The following is a 25,359-nucleotide window of genomic DNA, read 5'->3' on the forward strand; positions in this document are numbered from 1 at the left end:
ATATAATTTAATAAAAATAATGTCAAAAAAGAATCCAAAAAAATTTAAATTCATAGATTTATTTGCGGGTCTTGGGGGATTTCATCTTGCTTTAGAAGAATTAGGACACGATTGTGTTTTTGCAAGTGAACTTCAGCCAGAATTACAAAAACTATATGCTGAAAATTTTCCTGAAACTCCAATTTATGGAGATATTACGAAGATACCTGTTAGTAAAATTCCAAAGCACGATATCTTGTGTGGCGGTTTTCCTTGCCAACCTTTTTCACAGGCTGGAAAAAGATTAGGTTTTACTGAAGATAGAGGTAACTTATTTACAAATATTATGGAAATTCTAGAATATCATAAACCAAAGTATGTTTTTCTAGAAAATGTGCAAAATTTAAAAAATCATGATAAGGGAAATACATGGAACATTATTTATCAAACACTTTCTACTTTATATGATGTAAAAGAAACTATTTTATCACCACATCAGTTTGGTACGCCTCAACATAGGTTTCGATTTTACATTGTAGGTAAATTAAAAACTGAAAAATCAATAGAACCTCTTAAAGATTTTGAGTTTCCTTTACCAAAACGCTATGAATGTGATATAAAAAATATAGTAGATGAATCTGCTAAAGATTTTATGCATTTAAGAAATGATACAAGAAATCATTTATTAATCTGGCAAGAGTTCCTAGACGAACTATATAAGCATGGCGGAAAATTACCTACTTTTCCAATTTGGGCAATGGAATTTGGAGCAAATTATGATTATGAGGAAATAGCACCAGCTTTTCAATCGTTAGAACAGCTAAAAAATAAAAAAGGTAAATTTGGCGCTTCCGTAAAAGGACCTACCAAGGATGATTGTTTGACTTTTTTACCAAATTATGCAGTAACTAGTAAGAGTAAAAAATTTCCAACTTGGAAAATTCAATTTATAAAGCGTAATAGAGAATTCTACGAGCAAAATAAAACATGGTTAGATTCTTGGCTACCTAAAATTAAGACATTTGAGAATAGTCATCAAAAATTTGAGTGGAACTGTGGAACTGAAGACAATCCCACAATTTTTAATAAAATTATTCAATTCAGACCCTCAGGCATCAGAGTCAAAAAACCAACTTATTCTCCTGCACTAGTTTTAACTACAACACAAATTCCAATTTTTCCTTGGGTAACTCTTCCAACCGAATCATTAGATGAGGGGGAAGGTTTAAAAGGTAGATATATGACAAAGGATGAGGCAGCCTCTTTGCAGGGTATGCAAAGATTGAAAAAATATCCAGATACTATCCCAGCTGCTTTCAAAGCATTTGGAAATGCCGTAAATGTTGATCTTGTTAAAACAATCGCAGAAAAATTAATTAGCCATGAGCCAAATAGAAAAAGTGTCAATCGCATTACAACTGAATGTATATAAGACATTTCGTGCCTTAAATAATACTGTTGCTCTTGCATTAAGTGAATATGTAGATAATTCTGTTCAATCATATTTTGATAATAAAGACAATATATTAAAGATTAATGATCAATATGTTTTTAGAATAAGTATTGATGTTGATCAAAATGCTAGTAAAATTATAATTAAAGATAACGCCGCAGGTATTAATTTTAATAATTACCTCAGAGCCTTTGAACCTGCAAATATTCCTTTGGACAATACTAAACTAAATGAGTTTGGTATGGGTATGAAAACTGCATCTATTTGGCTAGCAGATAAGTGGACGGTTCGTACCAAAGCTATAAGTGAGTCTGTCGAGCGATTTACAGAATTTGATTTACAAAGGATAACGTCTGAAAACAAAGAAGAATTAATTGTAGTGGAATCTCCAGTGAATGAAAGCCTCCATTATACAGAGATTGTTCTTTCTGGCTTGTCACATAACGCGCCTTCGCCATATCAAATGGATAAGGTAAGAAGACATTTAGCTAGTATTTATAGAGTTTTTTTAGGAAAGGAAGAAATTGAAATTATTGTGAATGGAGAATATCTTCAAGCTCCAAAGTTTGAGGTTTTAAATGTCCCATTTTTTAATGATGAAAGTGGTAAAGAAGTTTTATGGAAAAAACAGATCGATTTTCAACTTGGAAAATACAAAGCTAAGGGATTCATAGCTATATTAAAATCTATTCAAAACAATGCAAATGGTCTAGTTTTATTAAGAAGAGGTAGAGTGATTGTTGGAAGTGATGAGGATCGCTTTTTTCCTCCCTCAATTTTTGGCTCTCCAGGTAATTTTCGATATAAACGACTTTTTGGAGAACTTGAATTAGAAGGATTTGATGTTACATTTAATAAAAATGGTTTCACAGATAAAGAAAATTTAAATGCTTTTATTGATGCATTACGAGATGAACTTAAGGATCCTTCATTCAATTTACTCAGTCAAGCGGATAATTATAGAGTTAAAACGAAAGAGGAAAATTCTAAAATAGCAACAAGAATTGTTAATACTCAAAAAAAAGAAGTTGTAAAAGAGCCATTAACAGATAAAATTAAGAAGGTTGAAGTCCTTACATCGGATTTAGAAAATGCAGAGAAAGAAGAACAGATAATTTCAGAAGCATTATCGTTAGGGTCAGTAGTTGATTCTTTTGATTATGAAGGAGTTACCTGTAAATTTGAAGTGGATTTAATAAATGAAGATGAATCAGATGCTTTATATTCCGTGAAACAGAAATCTTTATCAAGTGACAATATTGAAGTTCTTGTTTGTAAAATCAATTTGGCTCATCCTTTTTTTAATCGTTTTGAACAGTTTAAAAAGGCTAATGATTATCAACCTATTATTGCAATATTTAAATCTTTTGCTTTAGCGGAATTTCTCGCAACAAAAAAAAGCATGAAATATCCTTCTGAACTGAGAACTATTTTTAATAATTATATAGTACAAGAGTAAAATTTATTTTATGGAAATAAAAATACTTTCTTCTGAAAATTTAAATAATCATTTTAAACCAGAAATGGGGCCTAAAATGGATGATCTAGTTACTCGTTTTCAAGAATTTTTGGATCAAGATGAAATCGAAAATCTAATTAGTGAAACCAATCAAATTTTGTCTAACTGCACTAACCCTAGGCTATTGCAAGATCAGGATACTACACATCTTTCTGTCGGATATGTACAAAGTGGAAAAACGATGTCTTTTACTTCTTTAACCGCATTAGCAGCAGACAATGGTTATCGTATTATTATTTTTCTAGCGGGTACAAAGACAAATTTACTTTCGCAGACAACTAAGCGTTTAACAAAGGATTTAATTAAAGATAGCTCTTTAAATAATGTTTATAAAATATATGAAAACCCAACCTTAAGTAAAATTGATGAAATAGGAGGTAAAATGAGATTGACTACTAAACCTACAATTTTAATTACTTTACTTAAACACTTTAAACATGTTAATGAATTAGCAGATATATTTAAATCAAGGATAATTCAACAAGAACTAGGTAAACAAGGAGTTTTGATTATTGATGATGAGGCCGACCAGGCTTCATTGAATGGCTTTGCCTTTGCGAATAGTAAAAAGGCTAGTACTTCACCTGAGTGGGATGAAGAAACTGATAATAAGGAATCTAGTACCTATTCTAGTATACTGAATTTAAGAGCATCAATTCCAAATCATTCTTATGTTCAATATACAGCAACGCCACAAGGTCCATTATTGATTAGTATTATGGATTTACTTTCGCCGAAAAGCCATACAGTATTAACTCCTGGTAAAAAATATACAGGAGGAAAAACCTTTTTTCAAGATTATCCACATTTAGTTATATCAATTCCGGACAATGAAGTTTATCATTATAAAGATAATAACTTAGGTCATGCACCAGATTCTCTTAAAGAGGCCATACAATTTTATATACTAAGTGTCGCACTCATCACTTCGTATTGGAAAAAAGTTAAGTTTTTGTCGATGATGATACACGCTGATAGGCAGAAGGAGGTTAGTAGAAAATTTCATGGTTGGACGAAGGAATTAATAGGTAGGTGGACTACCATACTTAATCTTGAAAATGATGACATCGCTCGAATTGATTTAGATAGGGAGTTTGAAGAATTGTATAACAAAGAAACTGCACAATTCTATTCCAGTGGAGATGAAGTTCCTCATTTTTCCGAAATAAAACCATTTATTTCTGATGCAATTAATGATTCTCAATTATATTTAATAATAAGTGAAATTGATGCTACAAAAGAAGTTGATTGGGATAGCGCTTCATCTCATATACTAGTTGGAGCCGATATGCTTAATCGTGGCTTTACTGTAGAAAACCTTGCTGTAACGTATATGCCAAGATATACTAAGGGTAAATCGAATGCTGACACAATTCAACAAAGATGTCGTTTTTTTGGTTATAAACAGAAGTATTTAAACGCTTGTAGGGTTTATTTACCTACAGATTCTATTGTTGAATATGTTGAATACGTTAAACATGAAGAAGAGATGCGATCTTGGTTGAAAAATACGGATAGTTTAGTAAACGTTCAACAACAACTGATTTTAGCTGAGAAATTAAGTCCTACAAGAAAGAACATTCTTCCATTTAGTATTGTACAATCAAAAATGAAAGGATGGCATGCAATGAATGCTTTACAATTTATTGAATCAAATAAAGGAGTAATTGAAAACTTTTTAGCTAATAATAATTTTACATTATGGGAGCCACAGTATTTAACAGCAGACAGAAATCATAAAATTTCGACAGTTTCTGTCGATAAAGCAATTGATTTTTTAACTCAGTTTAAATTTGGTAATTATTCAGATACAGCGCGTAAGATGGCTACAATCAGGTATTTGCAGTATTTGTCAGAAAAAGTTGTATGTCCAATTTCAAATGTTAAATTTGTTCAGATGGCATTTGAAAGTGAATTTAGAGAGCGTTCATTCAACTCTTCCAGTTTAAAAATTGATCAGTTGTTTACTGGGCGATCAACTACAGGAAATCAAGTATATCCGGGAGATAGCAAAATTAAAGATGAAGATTCAATTTATATCCAAATTCACAAAATTAAATTGAAATGTAAAGAAATTAATAAATATGTTGGAAAAATAATATACACTATTGCTATTTATTATCCACAGAATTTTGCAACAGGATATAGTACAATTGAGCCGGATATTTTAACGTTTGAAGATGATGAATAGTATGGAAAACTCCGGATATAAGGTTTTTTTAGAACTTCAGCATAGAAACAATGGAGATCAAGAATATGTTTCAGTTGAATCTGTACCATTTTCGGGCAATCATAAAATTGGTGCATCAACTGATGGCTACCCATTGTTTTTTATAAAATGTGATAATCTAACCAATTCAATAGATATTAATTTAGAATTAATTTCTGTATTGTTTTCTCAAGAATGCAGTATAAGAGAGAATGAAAATAATTCGAGTGAAATTTTCACTATAGTACTTTTAAAGACTTTAAATAAAGATTTACAACAATATTTTACGGATGTTTTTTCAATCATATTACAGCAGATTGATTCAATACCTACTGAAAGAGATCTTTACAGAGAAGTGAGGAAAGTTATTGAACTATTTAGCTCTATTACTAAGCCTGCTGTTAAATCACTTCAGGGTTTGTGGGGGGAATTATTAGTAATTGAAAAATCTTTAGATCCGGAATATTTAATTAATTCTTGGCATATTTCACCATTTGATAAATTTGATTTTAATGATGGTAAAGATAAACTTGAAATAAAATCAACAACTAAATCAAAAAGAATACACAGGTTTTCTATAGAACAATTAAATAATAATCCAAGTTCAAATTTATTGATAGGTTCTGTCTTTGTTATTGAAACTGGTATGGGAATCAGTATTTTGAATATTAGAGATATGATTGTTGCAAAAATAACTAATATTAATGTGCAACTTCGTATGAACGAAATTATATACAAGACTGTGGGAAATGAATATGAAAAGTTAGGAGATGTATTTTTTGATTACCAACAAGCATCAGATACATTGTCTTTTTATAAAGTTGCAGATATTCCTAACATTCATTCAAACGCAATTCCTATTCAGATTTCTAATATAACATTTGATTGTGATCTTTCGAACATTCCAAGTGTTATTGAACAAAGTTTGGAAATACATGATAGTTTATTATTTAAAAGTTTAGGGTTATGAATGAATTTAAGAATATAGATAAAATAAAGCCCGAGACATTGTTAGCATTAACTAGAGAAATTTTAGAACAGTCTGACGATTTTTGTTATATTGAGGGCGTACAACCTTTTTTAATGTCATTTGAAGATCAAAAATATCACGTTTATGTTAAGAATATATCTAGTGCATATTTTTCAGATAGAGATACAACAACAAGAGCTCAATTACCAGTTAAATCTGAATTTGATTCGATAAAATTATCTCCGAATCCATTTATTTTTTTGGGATATGATGGTGTAAATGATGTTTTTGTTTGCTGGAATTTCCATGTAGCAAAAGAGAGATTAAATGTAGGGAAAAGTGTTTCATTTTATTCCCGAACATTTTTTCAGTCAGAAGTAAAAGATGGTGAACTAGTAAGAAGAAGACTTAAAAATGGTGATTTGCCAGTTTTATTTAAAAGATCTAATATTATTGATTTTTTTAAAAATATAAATACTTTTTTTACGCCAAATTTGGTTCAGGAAAAAGATAATAATGAAAATATCAATATTTATGAAGTAAGTGAAATTGAACAAGATATATTTAAAGATGGTAAATTGTTAAAAATAAATAATGTACAACTTCTAAATGAAATAAATCCATATCTGAAGTCTAGTAGATTACTTTCGGCTGCTCAGATTGTTGGGAAATATTACAATAATAAATATCCGTCAATGGAATTGACCGATTGGATAAATCTTGTTAGAAGTATTGAAAACTAATATTTAGAAAAAACTAAAAATAACCTCAACTTTCTATAGGAATTTGATGTTAATTTATGTTTTCTATTATTTGATTATAATCTATTATAGCAACCAATTCTTCAAATTCTTTATGAATTTCACCAACTGTAACTAAATGTTCTTTTTTATTCTCAATTATAAATTTTTCCAGCTTTTTAAAACCTGATGGATTTTTACTCAATACATTTCTCCACGTTGCTTTTCCACTTACAAATTTTAGGAAGGACTTTTTATCTTCCACTATGAAATATTTATTGCGTTGATCGTTTGCAGTTAGAAGATTAATATAGTTGCTGAAATAGCCTCTTCGTCTTATCCCATTTGCACTGTTATCATTCCATTTACCAAATTTAAATTCAGCAATTCGCAAATTGGTTTCCATATCAAAACGTTCTTTATGATTTCCAGCACCAAGTGATAAATATTGTACTTCCTCATCTTCATTTAGCCAAACTTCTTTTGCTATCATTATACCTGATGCATGGACGATTTCATCAATTTGTGATGAAGCATCTTTTATTATTTTTGCTGCCAAAAAAATACTTTCGAAATTTGAAAACGAAATGGTTTTCTCTAATCTCTCTAAATCCTTTAAAGTTTCTTTGACACTTTCATTTTTAAAACTTTTAACGATATTGATAGCTTCATTAAGGTCCATATTTTATTCATTTTGTTTGTCGATCTAAATTGACTTATTCTCAGAACAATAGGTGCATTTAGTTCTAAGATTGAACAGATTGAATTTTAAATTATATGTTAAAGTAACTTACAAGATAAATATTGAATGCATTCATTTAATTCTCTATACTATTATTCTTTTTCTCAAGTTTTTTTTCTTCCTCTGTAAATTCTTTTTCTCTTTTTTTAGAATTTATTTGATTCTGATATATTTCTCTATTAATTCTGGCTAGCTCTTCTTCTAATTCTATAGTTTTCTTATAATTATTAATATAAAAGGCAGCTAATAATACAAGACCAATTAAAATAGAAATGTTTAATATATATTTGGAATTGATTTTTTTAATTTTTTCCATTTGTGGGTGCATTAATCAATACATTATAAAAATATCTCAGCAAACTTTGTTCATTACTTATTTTAACTACTTCTAGTTTATGAAAAGACATAGATCGTTCAGTACTTTATCATTTCCGTTACAGAAGATTTTTTTGTGTTAAATGTTTTGAACGAAAGTATCTCTGCGTTTTAATAACCAAAACTGTTCATATTCCTTAGCACTTTGAATCAAAAATGTATCCAAATGACGCTGTACTGTTTTACGTGCTAAAGTTTCAAATAATAATCCCCAAAAGCGTGAACTCAGCTTAAGTAGACATTCAAATTGAATATTTGTCTTACCTGTTTCCAAGTCAGAAAAAGAAAAATGACACTCAACAAACTTTAATCCGATGAAACGAACAGCGGTAAGATCATTGATTTGAGTAGAAAATGAAATGTCTTGCAGAAAAGTTAGTAATTGATATCTTGCGGTATTGTTGTCATCAAAATAAATAATATAATTACCTGTTCCTGGTTTGGAAAAATTATTTTTAAAGGTTGGAGATAAAAATTTAGGTACATACCATAGTTTTTCGAAAACCTTCAACAGATTGTATGCGAAAAAATGTGGAAAGATTTCAGCACGAGGAACTTCAATTCTTACAAATGAATGTAAATCTTTAATCATTAAATAAATCTTTTTACAAAACAAACTATATGAATACAATACCTAGCACTACTAAAATGTTTATTTGCATTTTATTTTCTCAAAAATAGTTTTTAATTGATCCATGACAGATCCGGATTTAAAATCTTCTTTCGAAATTGCATCAATAAGTTTTGGACAATCTGCAAAAGCTTCTCTTGACATTTTTCTAATAAGTGAATCTGTTCCTATTGCGAAACCATTTGATCCTGTTGTAGCATAACCAAATACTAATTCTATACTATTTTTTTTACCAAAATAATAAGCTGTATTCGCAAAAGTAACTACAGTACTCGTTCCTGCTGCATTTCGACGATTACTGCCATCCGAGGCAATCGCACCTATTTTTACATTTTTATCATGAACCATATAAAACCACAGTTTTTTCTTTGATCTCGAAAATTTGCCTGTTAGAATATTAGCTGTTGTGGCATATAATCGTTCCGCAATATATTTTTTGCTTTCAGAATCTGCATATTCAATTTTTTTGATGTTGACACTTTCAATTTTTTCTTTTTTAGCTTCTTCATCTGTTTTAAAATAGACTTTAGAATCATCACTTTCTACCATTTCAGCAAGGCCTTTTTTAGTTGATCCGTCTTCCATAAATAAGACAGCTTTAATAAATTTAGCGTGTCCGGTTGTTGTAAATAAAAGGATAGTTACAAGTAATATTATTTTTTTCATAGTTGATTTTTCAATATTTTTTACTGATAAAAATAAATTTATCTTTATTGTAGTCCTCCTCAATTTTTTGAATTCTATAATTTTGATCATAATAGATTACAGTTTTGTACTTAAACTTTAAACTATCTTTAAAAGCAAAAGTTGTTCTAAATTTATTAGAGTTAATTTTATTAACTTGACAATAAAATTCACCTAGCAAATTCCTATAAGTATAAAATGTATCTTTTTTACTTGAGAAACTTAATAAAGGTGCTGTCTTAGGTTTTTTAGAAAACATCTGATTTTCTAAAATTCTTTTATCATAATATCCATTTTGTTTCTTATAAAAAATAGTACTATCAGTTTGAGTACTTTTTCCTTGTATAGAAGAATTTATCATTACAATCGTACTTTCAGTATATTTTATCTTGTATAATTCTTTACAATCTCCTGTATTACCATAAATTGTTTCAAGTTCATCTACATTATTATAATGGGAACAATTGCAAAACAATATTGAAAAAATACATACTAAAATGTATTTTTCTATTTTTCTATTCATAATTATAAGTGTTACCCTTTATCACGTTCAGATTTTTTTGTCCAGACAAACCTTATTCTTTAAAGAGATACTTATACTGTAGACAATCTTTCTTTAAATATCTTTCTTTATTTGCCTCAAAGTTGGTATAACAATATTTATCACATTTAAAGTCAAACTTAGCGATACCAATTAATTGGTTATTTTTATAAAAAAGTAAAACATCTTGGTAACAATTTAAACATTTATAATCAGGATAATATTTCCCAGGGTTTTGATCTGTAAAGAAGGCATCTATCTTGTCAGAAAAATTATTGTTAATTTCACTTTTTATAAATCCAAATTGAGATAGGTCTTTATAATGAATTTTAGTATTTTTTTCTACAAAGTCAGAATAATAAATCTCAAATTTTTCACTATTATCGGGTGGCCCAGGCAACATATAAAAATTACTATGATAGTATACTACTTTATCATAAAACGAATTATTATTCTTTGAACATCCCAAAAAAATAACGTTCAATAATATATAAAGAATCTTGCTTCTGCAGAATAGTTTATTTTTCATTATTTAGATTTCCGTTCTTGGTAGTAATATATGAAGTACTTCTCAAATGATCAGGGTTTTTAAATGCTCTTTAAACATAAGAAAACCTCGATTGCACAACGATTGTGGAAGACCTACTTCCGTATTTTATAAATCATTGTACAACACACATAGTCGTTATCCATTCACACCACACCTCACCAGTACGGTTACTTAAGTGTAATTAATAATCTTAATTAATTTGAGCTCCCGATATATTCAGATATTGATCAAGTTTAAAAACATCTGAAGTCAATTTATTAAAAGAACTATTAATTATCAACTGTTTTTTGTTTTTCTTATATATTGAACCACATGCAAAATCTGAATTTATTTGATAAAAGGTACTTGTTTTTTTATCAAATATCAAATAAGAATTAAACACGTTAAATATAATTGCATTCTTTTCTTCTTTAAAAAGTAGTATTGGAATTTTAACATACACATTCATGTCTTCGGAAACATTAATTGGCACAAGACAAATATCAGGTTCTATACTCAAATCTTTATAAAGTTCAGCAAGCTTATTTGATTTAAAAACACTACAATCATTACTACCAAGTAAGAATTTGACTCTGTTAGATTTTGATATATTAACTTCTAACACTTCTTTACAAGATTTCACAATATCGTGTAAATGAGTCTGTGAATATACAGATGTAAAAACAAAGTAAAAAAACATAATTTTTTTCATACAATTTAGCTTTGAAATAGACTAATTCCTCATCTTTTTTTATCAATAATCAAATTTGTTTTATTTGTCTGCTCTCTTTGCATCACACGAAAGGATTCGTGAGGGATGCGATATAAGTGATATATTCAATTATAAACGTGAAAACTGATTATCAATACAAAAAATTTAATTTGCAATATTTCCATTAGCTATCTTAATATTTTTTAGATTATTATCTAAAATAAAAACACTTTCCATCAATGCTCCAAAATAACTATTTGTAACTAGAATTTTTCTGTTTTTTTTATATACAGAACCGCAAGCCATATCAGATTCTATTCGATATAATGTACTTGTTTGTTTATCAAATATTATATAAGAACCATATGTATTGCTAGTAAGGAGATTTTTCTTCTCCATAAAAAGAAACAATGGTATTTCAACGTAAACATGGAACTTACTGGATATGCTAATAGGTACCATGCAAACTTCTGCTTTAGTATCTGAACTTTTATAAAGTTCAATGACTTTATTTGAGTTAAATTCGCTTAATTCATCTTTTCCTAATAAAAATTTTATTCTATTAGTTTTTGATATATTAATCTCAGCAACTCCATTTATTGATTTTAGTAAATTATGAAGTGGAGTCTGCGAATGAGCACAGAACACTATGAAGTAAAAAAATAATATTTTTTTCATTTTGCTTATTTTAAAATGTAACAATTCCTGACTTATTTATTTGTATATTTTTTAATAATATTGGGGGATCATCTCCACAACCAGCTTGATACATTTTTCCTCCATTGGAAGAAGTAATTGTGTTTCTATTAAAAAGTTGTGCTGGATTATAATTCGCTACACCCGGTCTATCTCTATTTATAAAAAACGGTGTGGAAGTAAATTCTGTACTTCCAAACAGATTTACAGTACTGCCAGTTAAAGAACGTAGGTTATTAAAAAAATTATCACTGTCAGCAGTATTGCAACTTTGCACATAAAAATTCCCCTGTGATTTGACTTGGTTTACTATTCCAACAAGAGCATCGACATCTGCTTGATTTCTTGTATTTGTTCCTGCAATACTTTTAGATAAATCTTTCTCACCTATTCGATTATGATTGTTATTATCTACAGATACATACGTACCTGTCCCAACTATTTCACCATTTCTATTAACGTAATTTTCAGGTCCACCATGGGTTTCTAAAAGTATATTATTTGCTTTTGTACCATTTAAATAATTTGTTACCTGCTCATTCGCATCTTGTATGTTTGCCGCGTAAATTCCCTTCCAGCCAGATCTTTCCATATTTGAAAATTCTACTTTTTCTCGATTACGATCATTACTATTGTTTCCGTCATAATCTAAAACTATATAAATGTTTTTACATGCAGGCGGATCGTCTGGTCCCATACCTGTAGGATCAACTAATCTAACAGGATTACTAAAGCAATATTCATAAGGAGAGCGTCCAGCGAACTTTTCTGCTAAAGGATCAACACTTAACCATAAACTTGCTTTAGCATCATAATATCTAGCACCGTAATAGCTCAAATTAGTTTCTCGATCAAGTTCCTTCCCATTAAACAAATATGGACTGGAAAACGAGCTGGAATGCTCCTCAAACAAAACCTCTCCAAAGGCAATATACTCAACATGCTGACTTATGCTTCCGTTTTTAGTTGTAATATACGAAGTACTTCCCAAATGATCAGGATGAAAATAAAAAATATCATTTTCCGGCAGACCGATTCCCGTAAATCCTTCTCCGGGTTTAACATTAGCAGGTTCAACAGGAGGACCAAATTGTACGGGTGGTCCCGGTACATCACCCGGTGCATTAAATACCGGATTTCGCGGCCAACCTTCTGGTGGTTCTTGGTTTTCTTCAACTGGTTTAAGTGTTTCACTTGGGTAAGGATCACCTGTAAATTCAGGAGTTGCATATATTCCCTGTTGCGTTGGCGGCCCTGGTGGAACCCCCAATGTTTTAACATAATTATCCAATGCTTTTTGCTGCTCGGCAGTAAGCTTACCGTAATTTATGCCTCCTGCTGTTATTTTTAATGGCTGTGCAAATGATCCGTTTCCTAATTTGCTTACAATTCGTCCTGCACCCTCAAAGTAATGTTTAGTGAATTTGCCTTTGTTAATTACAAAATAAGGACTTACATAACCGGTATAATCATCAGTGTGTACAATCGTTGCAGCCGTTTCTCCATTGATGGCAACATTCTGAGAATCACCAGAACTTTTAATTACTCGTTCTCCTGCTGCATCATAGGTAAATTGATGAATCCTGCCGTTATCATTGATACCCATCAAACGGTTTTCTTCGTCCCACGTCATTTTTCTAAAGCTCTTTTCTTCAGTATAACTCGTTGGGTTTCCGTTTCCGTCATATATGTATTCTCTTGGTTCGGTTTTTCCTATTTCAGCAATTTTGCTAGGTGCATTTGGATGCAATTCGTTATCGTAATTATAATCTAATACATAGCCTTTCTGCTCATTATTTACGGTATGCACCAAATCTTTTTTGGTAATATTGTGCATTTTGTTGTAGCTCATATTCAGCTCATAGCTTGCTTTAGTAAACTCACCCTGATAAGTTGCTTTTGCCGATTTTAACCTGTAAAAATCATCGTATTGGTATTCATGCGAAGCAGTTCCCCCTAAAGTATTGTTAACAACTGGCGCGGTATTTTTGATATTTAGTACATTCCCCACCAAATCATAACCATATGTATTGTTCATGACTTGTCTGGTACCGCTTTTTACCTGAAGTTGCTGCAACCTACGCATTACATCGTCATACGTGTAATTGGTTTCGGTATCGTTACCGTATTTTAGATACTTGCGCTGTTCAAATTCATCGTAACTCAATTGTTTAATGTAATCGTACGTATGGCTTTCTTTTTTGCCCTGCATGCTTTGCAGGTTTCCGGCGCGGTTATAGGTATACTCAACAACCTCACCATCCGGATAGGTCATTTTCTGGATACGGTTCCATGTATCGTATTCGAATTCCGAAATATAGGTCTGTATATCTGTAGGCGTAATGCGAAGAGTACGGATTTCTTTTTCAATCTCTCCTAATTTTCCATAGAAAAATTCCTGTCCACCGCTGGCATCTTGTACAAACCACAATCTGCCCCGGCGCGACGCTGTTCCATCGGATTTGCCATAATTGTATTGTACATTATTTTGTGGATTCTTCGGGTACTTTATACTTTCTAATCGGTTATAATTGTATTCGTAAACTATCGCACCATCGTTTGGAACTGTATTTTTAATGTCCTGCGTAACACGACTGGTTAAGTTACCTGCCAAATCATATTTCATGCTTGTTGTCCCTGCATCAGGATGTGTAAACTCAATTCTTCGACCTAACCAATCGTAACTGCTTTTGGTAATATGGTCCATAGCATCTGTTACTTTTATAATTTCTCCCAAAGCATTTATTCCAAACTTCGTTAGTAGATCATTTTGCATTCTCGCTATATTTTTACCTTTAGCATCTGTATAACTCTGGCTTATTTTATTTAATGCATCAGTTTGCGTCGTATGCAAGGTCTGTACACCATCATAATTTTCTACATTAAAAACAATTGTATTAGTGCTACCGTCAGGCAAGGTCATTTTTACAGCACGCCCAACTTCATCATATTCTGTTTTTGTTGGGTTTACAGTTGATACTGCTGTGCTAAACTTATTATCGACTGTTGTTGTGGTTGTTGGATAGTAGCTTGTTGTTGGTCTTCCCAATCCGTCATAAATAATTTTCCCTGATACAATTTGTGCTTCTTTATCGGGACTTCCTGCCTGAGTAAATAAACTGGCCGTTTTTTTAACCTGCAAGGCTCTGCCTAATCCGTCAGTATAGGTGAAAATCTCGATGTCTTTATCTAACTCAGGATCATAGTTTCTCGTTTTAGCATACGGCACTTTAGCTTCCGGAAAATATTCGTAAGCAATTGTATAGGGTTTTCCGGATGTAATCTCGTAAGGCGCTTGTATGGTTGCCATTCTTCCTTTGCTATCCAGTGTATAAATCATACTTTGATCGTTGCGATCTGTGGTTTTTAATACCGCTCCAAAGCGGTAATCATATTCCATTTTATTCTGATATCCAAAAGCATCTTTTATTTCTGTCATGTACTGATGATTGTCGCCATCATAAACATACTCCAAAGTCATACGCTGTTTTTTATGATTCTCTGGTCCGATTATTTTTTGCAGGTTTCCGTATGTATCATATTCAATATCTGTAATAGCAATTTTAGTTGCGTCACTGTAATTTTTTATTTGGGTTACTTCGGCTGTCTTTGTATTGATTGTTGTAGCCCTTTTGCGACGAAGCCCGTCAGTTGTAGAAACTTCTAATTGTTTCGGAATCCCACCGTAATAAGGCGTTGTACTTTCGTAATAGCTTATTTTCGCGGTTACTTTGTCATCAGCTGTTCCATTACCTGAATCGATGTACTGTATAATATTTCCGTTGGCGTCATATTTGTTATAGGTATTGGTTTCCAAATACTCACTACCACCTTCATACATTTTTTGATTGGCGTGTACCAGCCCTATAAAAATACGTTTGTCATCGCACGAAGGTAAATTCAGGTCTGATACCGGAACACTTGCCTGCGTTGCTACATCAACAAAACTATATTCGTTTTCAGACTCCTGACGCATTTTGTTGTTTTTATCCAGTATATAACTATACTTCAACAGATTTTTTCGGTAATAATCCTGATTATAAAACTCCTGTACCGTTGTTGAGAAAACCGAATCATCTGCGGCATCAATTTGTTCCTGGATTACTTTTCCGAATCCATAAAACTCCCTTTCACGGCGATCCTGATACCCGTCTTCGTATCTGATTTTTGCTTTCGAATGATCGATTCCGTCACCCACATGTCCGTCAAAAACATCGACAGACTGCAAGACCCATTTAGCAGAAGGGTTTTCGTAACTTGGTTTTAGTAGCTCATAATCTACAACATAACTGTTTCCTGCCGCATTGGTTACACCTTTTAGTTTATTGGTTCGTTTGATGTTCGAGAGACGAACAACCAAATGATCTTCATCATCAGAAAGCACATAATCCCAATTTCCGTCTCCATCCATGTCATTAAAAGTAGCTTCGGTACGATTGGTACTAAAACCTGTTGAGCCTCCAAGACTAGGGGTAATCCTAATTAGGAAAATAGGAATATCATAACTAAAACCTACATTCATACCATAATTGGTACTGTTGTTTTCGTTCATCCTTGAGAATTTAGGATAAGCAATAGGAGTCATAAAACTATCTCCCATATTGAGTGCCACCATCATTTTCCCACCGGTATATTCCACTTTATCAGCCAGCCCGTCTGAGTTAACATCCAGCATTAAAGTATTGGAATTATCTGTTCCTTTCCCATAATTGAATCCACCGGTAAAAGATCCTCCTTTATAAGACATACCACTTGAAGGACTAATTGCCCAGCTTTCTGAAACTCCAGTTGCAAGCCCTTCAAAATTCCATTTTTCTTCAGGTAAAAATCCGTAACCTGAGTTTAAAGCTACTTCACCTGTTTTTTTGATTCTGTCAGCAAGCCCGTCTCCATTGATATCAATATGCATGTACTGCGATTCATCTTCGTTCTTTCCTAAATTACCGGACAGCGACATGGTTGCAGAGATACCTGTTGCCTCTTTTTCTGACACAATTTCATTTGTAATGCAACCGTTACTATCTGTAATAGGTATACTTTTTTGAACGGTTTTGGTAAAGGCATGAGAATAACTTCCATCAGAACTAATTCCGTCTGATTTACTCTCTCCATGGCTGTAATTATAAATTTCAGTTGTTTTAGTGCTGATTCCTCCTGTTGGAGAAGTAAACTGCACTTCTTTTCCACGCACATAATCCGGAAAACGGTCACCGTTAAAATCTGCCATGGTTTGGGTAACGTAACTTTTTCCTTCTCCTTTACTACCTCCTGGTCCAAGCGGCCCCACTTTTAGTCCGGCTGAATAACTGGTGCTTTCGTTTTCACTTAAGATGTTCAGTGCCATAGTACCACCGCCATCTAGACTTGGGAGACTTGCATCAAAATAAGACACAATATCATCTTCTCCAAGACGGGAAGTTCCCATAAATCTACTGTCTATAAAAGTAGTTTCTTCCAGACCAATCATATTCTTTTTACTATAGGTACTCTGCATGCTTACAAAGTAAACTTTTGCAATATCATAGCCTTGCTGTTCTGTTTCTGATTGGTTGTCAGGATCTAAGTTGGGTTCTGCGTTGTATGTATCGGATGTTCTTAATTGAGAAACGGCTACTAAATCAGAAGCAAAAGTCCCTGTATTATTGATTACAAATCCTCCCCATTCTCTATGTCCTAATCCCAGTTGCAATTCTTCTGTATAAAAATTAGAATAAACAGCATATTTGTTGGTATCTGCTGTCCATAAACCCGGGGTATCATTTTGTACAGTTAAATAAATCGGCATTTGAAAAAGAGCTACACACTGCTGTGTTACCTCATTACTTTCTAAAGCAGGAATACTGATTTCTAAATCAATGGGCTGGTCTTGTATTACTGCAGTAAATAAAGTTGCCGGCTCTGTAACACTTAAATCTTCTGTCAAAACAGCATTAACCATTTTGTAGCGTTTTCGGGCTATTAATTGATTGTTCTGTTTTGCAGTAATGATAACAGCACCGTTTAATTTAAATCTGAGATTATTAAATCCCGCTGGAAGCAGATTAAGATCGGTAAGGGCTAAATTAAGGGCTAAAACTCCGTCAATAGCAGAAGATTTCTTTTCTAAAAGATAATCTCCTTTTCGTTTTTTATAGCGTTGTAAAAACACATCTATTTTTTTATTCTCCGATGCTGCAGGCGCTATTGCAGGCATATTTATCGAAGGATTAAAAGAAATCGTGTTCCAGTTAATATTGGTCTGGCTCTCTAAAACAAAACGAATCTGTGACGTAGTACTGTTATTTACAACACCGATAGTACTTAGGTCAAAAGACACTACTTCATTTGCATTAAACTGTTTCTGATAAAGCACGGTTTCAACTGCTCCTGCATCAAGATCTTTTCTGAAAATCTTAAGGGTAATATGATCTGATGTAATGGGTTTTACAAAATTCCCAGCAAATGTGATGTTGCCGTTAGAAACCAATAAACCAGAATTTGTACTGCTTAAAAAGTCTTTTTCAGCATCATAATTTTTCAATGAATATAAGTTGGCATCTACAGCATTATCCGGTATCGGAACCAGACTTCCTGTATTATCATTTATGGTTATATAAGCTATTTTGGGACTCCAGAGAACTTGGTCAAAACTTCCATCCATAAGGGAACTTACCCTGAAAAATAATTTTTCCCCTTTTGTTACCGTTATTAAATCTTGTTTAGATTTACTAATATAGTCATCTGCAGCAATGGCCTGTTTCCACACTAAAGCATTTCCTTTCTGGAAAAACAACTGCACCCCATCGGCTTTATCTTTTCCGTCATTGGTCAGATATTCTGCTCTTTCTTTTGATAAATCTTTTTGCAGTTCATAAGTATGCGATACCTGAATCTGTCCGGTTACGGGCGCTTCCCACATACGCACCACGTCATGCAGTGGGTTTTTTACCTGCATTTCTTCAAAAGTCATTGCCGGGATCGGAAAACTTAAAGTAAGTTTTCCATCACCTGAAACCGGCGAAGGCGTTTCTGCACTTCCTGGCTTAAAAGTAGGCACTCCATTAACTAGCCGGTTGTAATATACCTGTCCGTTATTGGCAAAATCTACCAATCCATCCCCATTAAAGTCCATAAAATAACTTTTGGTGTTGCTCTTCGAATATTGTTTATCAAAACCAACATTGGCGCTGACTTTTGAGTATCCTATCGTTAAATCGACTCCCCAGTTGAAAGTCTTGCTGGATGAATTTCCTATAGTATTTAATGATATTTCCTGAATTTCTCCAAACGAATTTGAACCCTGATTAGAGAGATTTTTTCTGTAATAAACATTATCTCCTTTCCTAAAGACTTTATCCGGTAGCTGATCGCCATCTAAATCTTCTAATGTAACAATAGTTTCAGATGACCCCCAGCTGTTTCCACCATGGGCACCTACCGTATTTTGTTTGAAATTTCCGGAATCAGTTGACAATCCAACTCCAATCCTGTAATTAATTCCCCCAGATTTACCGTTAGAACTATTACCCAGTGTATGCTTACCCGAAAGATCTATATTCGGTAAAATATTATTCTTTAAATGATCATCCGGCACAGTCCAATTTTGTTCAGGTCCAAACGGATTATATTTTCCGGAAGCATCACGAACATCATCAAAATAATCCATTGTATTGGTATAGAATAATTTTGATTCGGAGTCATATTCTGAAATCGACTTCAATAAGGTTTTCTTAAAGGCACCTTCTTTGTAATTCAGTTCGTAACTGCGCACCATATCATCTTTGTAGCGAACCTCGATTTTTCGTAACAACTGATTGTTCAATTGTCTGAAACCTAAACGGGCAGAAATCTGAACGTCAGGACGGTTGGCTTCACCCAAATCGGAATTTTTTACAAATGTTACATTGTAATTTCCTTTTTGAGAACCAAAACCGGTATAATATACTTTTTTAAGATAAAGTTCTCCATCACGTTTGTCGTACGCATATTCAACAGTGTTTCCTTTTAAATCGACCTGAAGACAAAGTGCCCAATGTCCAATATTTCCTGAAGCATCTTGTAAAGTTCCATCGGTAGAAAGTCCGGAAGCGGTTCCTCCGTAATAACTGGCAACTCCGCTTTTATCTCTTACAATCCAGTAATAATTTTTAGGAGAAGATCCTTTACGGATAATCTGCTGAAAAGCACCTTCGCGTCTTGGGTAAAATTGTTTATCAGTGGTTCTCGAAGTCCAAGCCGCTCTGTGAGAATTCGGAATAAGCTGTTCGCCTGAAATAGAATAAGTTTCAGTTTCATTTGCTGCATCATAACGAGGCGCTCCCCAACGGGTATCAATACTTACTGCAGGAGCCGAAATATCCCAGCCCATACCAGCCCAGCTGTGCCCGCCATCGCTGTCATATTGTAAATTCAGTGAAGGCTGCATGCCGCCTCTTCCGGCAGGTATTACGATTGAAAACCCGGTGCTGGCTGTTCCTCTTACGTTTGCCGAAGGTGGTGCAATAGACTGAATTCCAACCAAAGGACTTGCGGCTTTTAGATCTTTTATACTTGTTGGCGTATAACCGGAAGTTTCAGGAGATTCCGGCATCTTAATAATTCCGGCAATAAAATCAGTAAAGTGAGTCGTTTTTGCTTTAATGATTCCTTGTTTGATGTCCAATGAATCTTTGGTTACTTCCTGCCATAATCTTTTATTTTCATCAAAATAAAATACATTGATATCTTTTTCGGTGTAGCCTTCGGGAATTGTTTTTTTGTCGTATGGTAATGATAATGTTACTGCTTTCTCGAAAATAGTTCCGTGCGGCAATAATCGGAAACCTGCATTTTTTCCGGTAACATTCACCATTGCTGAATTAAGCGGCGCAATGTCTATTTTTCGGAGTCCACTTACTGTAACTGAGATATTACTTTTTAAGGCTCCAGCCGGAAAAACGGCTTGAAAATCTTTGTATGCTAATTTGTTTTCAGTTTCAAAATTAATGGTTTTGAAAATTCTTTCTTTTGCATTTTCTATCGGTCTGAAAGTGTCTACTTGTGTAAAATGCTTTAAATCTAATTTTTCATTAGTGATCAATCCAGTTGAAGTTTCTTTAGTCACAACAATAGAATTTCCGGTCTCTTTGGCATCTAAAACCAATTCAAATTCAGGCTGGCTTACATCAATAGCAATTCCGCCGATACTCAATTTTTTTATCTGAGAAGGAAAATTCGTTCCTTTGATATATAGTTTATTTGCTGATTTCAATAATGTAAAATCAGTCGAAGCAAGTGCCGATTTATAAACAATACGAACATTTTTAATTTTATAGGAATTTGAATTTCCTTCTGGTGCGGTAAATAACAAGACGTTATCTCCGGTACGCAAAGATTTTTCAGAAAGCAGTTCTGATTGTTTTGTCCAGTTTTTATTTTGAGATAAAAACTGCCCTCCAATACTTGGCTGATTGTTTAAACTTCTTGAAATCGAAGCCGCCTGATCGTATCCGTATAATTCGTATTCTAAATAAGCGCTTTCTCCATTTTCAGGTAAATCATCTACTTTAAGATGAAAAACGTTATCATAAGCATCATCCACATCTGAAGCATCGACAACACCAATGATTCCCTCCGGAATATCAGCGCTAAATGACTTTGTGTTTTTAGTTTCGTTTTTAACAATACTAATCAAATCTGTTTCTGCAACATCTGATTCTTTTTTAGAAGTACTTTCAGTGAATAAAGAAGCTATTTTGTACGGTCCAAAATTTGCGGCGAACAAAAATGTACCTATTAAAAACACCAGTATTATAATTTTATTTTTCATAAAGCAGGTTAATCGATTATGGGGAAATCGTTTATGTTTAAATTATTTCACAATAACTTTAAAAGTTTTTGTGCCAAATTCTGAATGAACAGACACCAGATACATTCCCGACGAACTATTGATCGTATCATCATACAAATAAGTTTCTATTTGCGTCAACTGTTTTTGTTTTACAAGCGCACCTGTCGGAGAATATACTGTTATGGTTGCATTAGTCTTGTGTGGAAATTGCATAGCTACAGAAAAATGACCGTCTGTAGTTGGATTAGGATATAAAATAATAATACTCGAATCGGTAATTTCTTTTCCATCCGTAGCGATGGCAATCTTGGTAGCCGTTTTACATTCCTTATCATTTACCAATCTTAGTTCGTAATTACCTGGCTGATCAACTAGAATTTTAGGGTTATTGTCTATAAAATCGCCTTCATAAAACCATTGGTATTCATAATTTCCTGTTGTTAAACCTGCACTTGCATCAAGTGTTATGGCATTTCCACCCGTCAATAAATAATCTGATTTTAAATTAGGAAATGTCCCTTGTTTATCAGCCACAAAAACGGTTTCGGAGTATAAATTCCCTTTTGCGTCCCTAACGATATAATCATAAGTTCCGGAGGAAAGCTGTAGACCTGTTATACTTTTTGCAGCCTGATTCCATTGCTTTACAACCACATCGCTTCCGTCTTTTTTGACAGTAACGGTAAAAGGAGCTTCGCCGCCTTCAATGCTATAATTTAACTGCCCGGACCCTGATACACCACAAGTGGCTTCCGTTATCCAGACTCTGCTGAACATTTCAGGCGCGACTTTTATCGTAAATTTGACTGTGCCTGATTTTTGTTTGTCCCAGTTAAAATCGTTCAGCACTAATTTTTCTGTACTTGACGTGCTTGCCAAACGAATATATTTTGAATCATTTTCGTCATAGGTTCCTTTTCCTGAATAATCCACCAACAACCAGTAATAGGTGTCTTTGGGTAAAGTGCCTTTTATAAAAGCAGGGTTAAAAGCCCAGTCAAGACTAAGATCTGTTGGATTTGTAAAATCCAATTGCCATTGCCTTGAAATACCAATTGGCTCTCCCTGTTCCTGTTTTTTTACCAGAAGGTTTTTTCCGTTGTCACTCCAAAAAGCGAAGTAATTGTTGGGTATGGTGTTGGATTTGCTTTTTAGTTCTATAATCAACATTCCCTCTTCGATCATATTACTGCTTTTAGGCTGTAACAAGCCGCTTTTATCATCCCTTCCAACTCCTGTAATAGAGGAGCCAAAACCTTTATGCTTGTCAATATCCCAAATGATTTCTCCCTGACTGTTGAGATAGTTCTTAAAATTATATTGAGAAAGGGAAATGCCATATTTGATTCCGAGATAACTGGCTACTTTTTGGGTTTCTTTACCGGATAATACCCTATTGTACACCAGAATTTCGCTAATGTTTCCTTTAAACTCTTCGGGAGGTAATTTCTCATGTTTAGACTTTTGCCCAATCGTTAATGACGATAACTTTGCAACACTATCCGTTACATTCTGTTGAAAAAAATGAATGTTAGCTTTATGAGGTTTTATTTTTTCCTGATAGGATTGATAGGAGTACTTTTTTAGATCCACCAAACGCTTATTGGTCGCAACTGAAAGTGTTTTTTGAGGATCGTTTATCGTCCATAAAAATTGCTCTTTCAAACTGTCTTTTACTTTGTAAACCATAAATAAGGTCTGACGTCTTTTACTTTCTATGCCCAAAGGCAGGATCAGGGAATCCTGAGCCGTATCAAAAACAATACTTGGGTTAAAATTAAAAGCGGCTCCAGACTGTTTTTTTTGGGATATTTTCCCTTCCTTTTTAGTAAGGCTTTCCCAGTAATAGGCATCTGCGTTGTTTCGGGTTTTAATCCAAAAAGATGGGTCTTCGACTGCTCCGGGCAATACCTTTTGCTGTGAAAAAACCAGGTTAGTTGCCGATAAACTTATAAAAACCAATGCTGAAAAAATCTTTCTATACATAATTCTCTATGTTTTAAAATGAAATCGATTCCTAGAAATTGGCCAGATCATCAAAGTCAAATGAGTAACCAATAATTAATGAAATACTATTGATTTTGTTTTTATTTTCACTGTAACGATGCCCGTTTTCTTCCGTTGTTAAAGCATCTGTAAGACCTAAAGTGTAGCGGGCTCCTATAGAAAGATTCGAATTAAATTCATAACCCAAAGAGAATATTCCAGAGAAATAATTTTTACCGGTAAGGGATTCTTTCAGTACTTTTTGCACATTGGCATCAGGTTCAAAATAAGTCCCTGAATCAGCAAATATCTCCTGCGCATTAGAAGTGTATTTTATATTATCGCTCGCAATATTAAAACTAACGTATGGTCCAAAACCTACATACAGCCCTTCAACAGGATAGTATTTAAATTGTGCACCGACATTGATATAACTGTATCCAAAAGTCATTTTGTATTTTAATCCTTTGATATCTTCATAATTCAAATCTGTACTTTGTCCCGAATAGGATATTTCGGTCTGGATACTCACTTTGGCGTAAGGATATTTCCAATTAATGAAAACCCCTCCCGTTCCTCCAAATTTACCCTTTTCTTCTAAAGTATAGCCCTCATAGACACCTTTCGGTACTATCACATCGGGAAGATTTGACATTTTAGAATAAATACCGCCACCAAAAAGACCATATGTTATCTCTCTGTCACCTTGTGCAAACAGCGATTTTGTGCTTACTAATAGTACTAGCAAAATAATTTTTTTCATGTTTTTTATTTAAATTACCATTGATGAAAACTGTAGCCTAAAGAAAAACTAAATACCCCGCTTTTGTTTTGATTTTCGATAAACTGAAAAGAAGATGCATTACTTTTTACCACATCTTTGACCCCTAAATAATAGCGTAAATCGAAGTGAATACTTTCGTGCAGTTCGTAACCTAATGCAAAGCACAATGAAAAATCGTCTGCGCCGTCAAGACCATCCTGATAGAACTGCCTAGTGGCAACATCATACATTCCGCCAGCTTCGTTAGATTTATAAGTAATATTGTTAGGAGATAAACTGATGCCGTAGAAAGCACCAAATCCTAAATTTAAACCTTCGTAAGGATATACTTTATATAAAGCCCCAATCTGCAAATAGGAATAATTTAATCCTAACTCAAATTCTTTGCCTGTAGTATCGTGATAATTGACAGTTTGACAAGACTGTCTAAATAAAAGTTCCGGCTGAATGGCAACACGTGTATCGTAAAGTTTGCAGTTTAAAAAGAATCCACCTTCGATTCCGTAGCCACCTTTACTTTCCATAACACTATTATCAAAAGTGTTATCCCTGCCTTTAATACTTTCGGGTAAATTACTGATTTTAGAATAAATTCCTCCGAGTTTTAATCCGTAGGTGATATTAGTCTCATTTTGTGCATGAGCAGCGTTAAAAAAAGAGCAAAATATTAATAAGTGTAATAGTACTTTCATTCACAAAAATTTTTGCGAATATATGTATTAATTTCTGATTTTTATCTTTAAAAAATCGACAAAAGGTGATTTAAACCGTTCATACGGAACTAACATCTACCTAAAGCCTATATACGTGTTTGTCGATTACTAAAGATGTTTGAAAATAAAAATAATAAACACACAAACATCATTAGCTATATTGCGATTGCGTAATGAGTAGTCTGCTTTTTTTATTGTCTCTGCTAAATTTAGAACTTCAATATTCTCTCCATTTTTATCTTCTATTTGTATCATGTTTTCAGGGTTTAAAAGGACAGGCAGATTATG

Annotated in this window: 18 protein-coding genes; 5 read left to right on the plus strand and 13 right to left on the minus strand. The window is 33.1% G+C overall.

Annotated elements, in window-relative coordinates:
* Positions 1–19: 19 nt before the first annotated feature.
* The 5 genes from FLP_RS16830 to FLP_RS16850 are packed head-to-tail and all read left to right on the plus strand — an operon-like array spanning position 20 to position 6,873.
* Entirely contained in the window at positions 20–1,411 is a 1,392-nt protein-coding gene (locus tag FLP_RS16830) for a DNA cytosine methyltransferase (protein WP_065450696.1), read from the plus strand.
* Positions 1,362–2,891, plus strand: coding sequence for an ATP-binding protein (locus tag FLP_RS16835; RefSeq protein WP_065450697.1), 1,530 nt, complete (start codon positions 1,362–1,364; stop codon positions 2,889–2,891). The genes FLP_RS16830 and FLP_RS16835 overlap by 50 nt, the downstream gene beginning before the upstream one ends.
* 10 nt (positions 2,892–2,901) lie before the next feature.
* On the plus strand, positions 2,902–5,142 hold the full coding sequence (locus FLP_RS16840; RefSeq protein ID WP_065450698.1) for a Z1 domain-containing protein: 2,241 nt from the start codon (positions 2,902–2,904) through the stop codon (positions 5,140–5,142).
* Complete coding sequence (locus FLP_RS16845) at positions 5,132–6,130, plus strand: PD-(D/E)XK motif protein (protein ID WP_207797848.1); 999 nt, start codon at positions 5,132–5,134, stop codon at positions 6,128–6,130. Before FLP_RS16840 ends, FLP_RS16845 begins: the two co-directional genes overlap by 11 nt.
* A complete protein-coding gene (locus FLP_RS16850) occupies positions 6,127–6,873 on the plus strand; it encodes a hypothetical protein (protein WP_065450700.1) in 747 nt (248 codons plus the stop codon). The genes FLP_RS16845 and FLP_RS16850 overlap by 4 nt, the downstream gene beginning before the upstream one ends.
* A 49-nt stretch (positions 6,874–6,922) precedes the next feature.
* Here FLP_RS16850 and FLP_RS16855 read toward each other — a convergent pair whose 3' ends face one another.
* The 13 genes from FLP_RS16855 to FLP_RS25555 form a co-directional block, all read right to left on the minus strand.
* Positions 6,923–7,552: a hypothetical protein gene (locus tag FLP_RS16855; protein ID WP_065450701.1), complete on the minus strand. Its 630-nt coding sequence runs from the start codon at positions 7,550–7,552 to the stop codon at positions 6,923–6,925.
* A 136-nt stretch (positions 7,553–7,688) separates the two neighbouring features.
* Positions 7,689–7,928 carry a hypothetical protein gene (locus FLP_RS16860; protein ID WP_123921680.1) on the minus strand — a complete coding sequence of 80 codons (240 nt, stop codon included), beginning with the start codon at positions 7,926–7,928 and terminating at the stop codon, positions 7,689–7,691.
* 138 nt (positions 7,929–8,066) lie between these two features.
* Positions 8,067–8,579: a hypothetical protein gene (locus FLP_RS16865; RefSeq protein WP_065450703.1), complete on the minus strand. Its 513-nt coding sequence runs from the start codon at positions 8,577–8,579 to the stop codon at positions 8,067–8,069.
* Positions 8,580–8,639: 60 nt separating this feature from the next.
* The gene (locus FLP_RS16870) at positions 8,640–9,284 is read right to left on the minus strand and encodes a hypothetical protein (protein WP_065450704.1); all 645 of its coding nucleotides are present in this window, start codon (positions 9,282–9,284) and stop codon (positions 8,640–8,642) included.
* A gap of 10 nt (positions 9,285–9,294) precedes the next feature.
* Complete coding sequence (locus FLP_RS16875; protein ID WP_065450705.1) at positions 9,295–9,825, minus strand: hypothetical protein; 531 nt, start codon at positions 9,823–9,825, stop codon at positions 9,295–9,297.
* A gap of 52 nt (positions 9,826–9,877) precedes the next feature.
* Positions 9,878–10,372, minus strand: a complete 495-nt coding sequence (locus FLP_RS16880; protein WP_123921681.1) for a hypothetical protein — start codon at positions 10,370–10,372, stop codon at positions 9,878–9,880.
* Positions 10,373–10,583: 211 nt separating this feature from the next.
* A complete protein-coding gene (locus FLP_RS16885; protein ID WP_065450707.1) occupies positions 10,584–11,084 on the minus strand; it encodes a hypothetical protein in 501 nt (166 codons plus the stop codon).
* A 165-nt stretch (positions 11,085–11,249) separates the two neighbouring features.
* Positions 11,250–11,762: a hypothetical protein gene (locus tag FLP_RS16890; RefSeq protein ID WP_065450708.1), complete on the minus strand. Its 513-nt coding sequence runs from the start codon at positions 11,760–11,762 to the stop codon at positions 11,250–11,252.
* Between the two features lie 10 nt (positions 11,763–11,772).
* Positions 11,773–21,567, minus strand: coding sequence for a SpvB/TcaC N-terminal domain-containing protein (locus FLP_RS16895; RefSeq protein WP_065450709.1), 9,795 nt, complete (start codon positions 21,565–21,567; stop codon positions 11,773–11,775).
* 42 nt (positions 21,568–21,609) lie between these two features.
* On the minus strand, positions 21,610–23,574 hold the full coding sequence (locus FLP_RS16900) for a T9SS type A sorting domain-containing protein (RefSeq protein ID WP_065450710.1): 1,965 nt from the start codon (positions 23,572–23,574) through the stop codon (positions 21,610–21,612).
* A 31-nt stretch (positions 23,575–23,605) separates the two neighbouring features.
* Complete coding sequence (locus FLP_RS16905) at positions 23,606–24,337, minus strand: outer membrane beta-barrel protein (RefSeq protein ID WP_065450711.1); 732 nt, start codon at positions 24,335–24,337, stop codon at positions 23,606–23,608.
* 14 nt (positions 24,338–24,351) lie between these two features.
* Positions 24,352–25,050, minus strand: a complete 699-nt coding sequence (locus tag FLP_RS16910) for an outer membrane beta-barrel protein (RefSeq protein ID WP_065450712.1) — start codon at positions 25,048–25,050, stop codon at positions 24,352–24,354.
* A gap of 129 nt (positions 25,051–25,179) precedes the next feature.
* Positions 25,180–25,326: a hypothetical protein gene (locus tag FLP_RS25555; RefSeq protein ID WP_165606691.1), complete on the minus strand. Its 147-nt coding sequence runs from the start codon at positions 25,324–25,326 to the stop codon at positions 25,180–25,182.
* Positions 25,327–25,359 lie beyond the last annotated feature (33 nt).

Origin of the sequence: Flavobacterium piscis (genome assembly GCF_001686925.1) — a bacterium.
Lineage (GTDB): Bacteria > Bacteroidota > Bacteroidia > Flavobacteriales > Flavobacteriaceae > Flavobacterium > Flavobacterium piscis.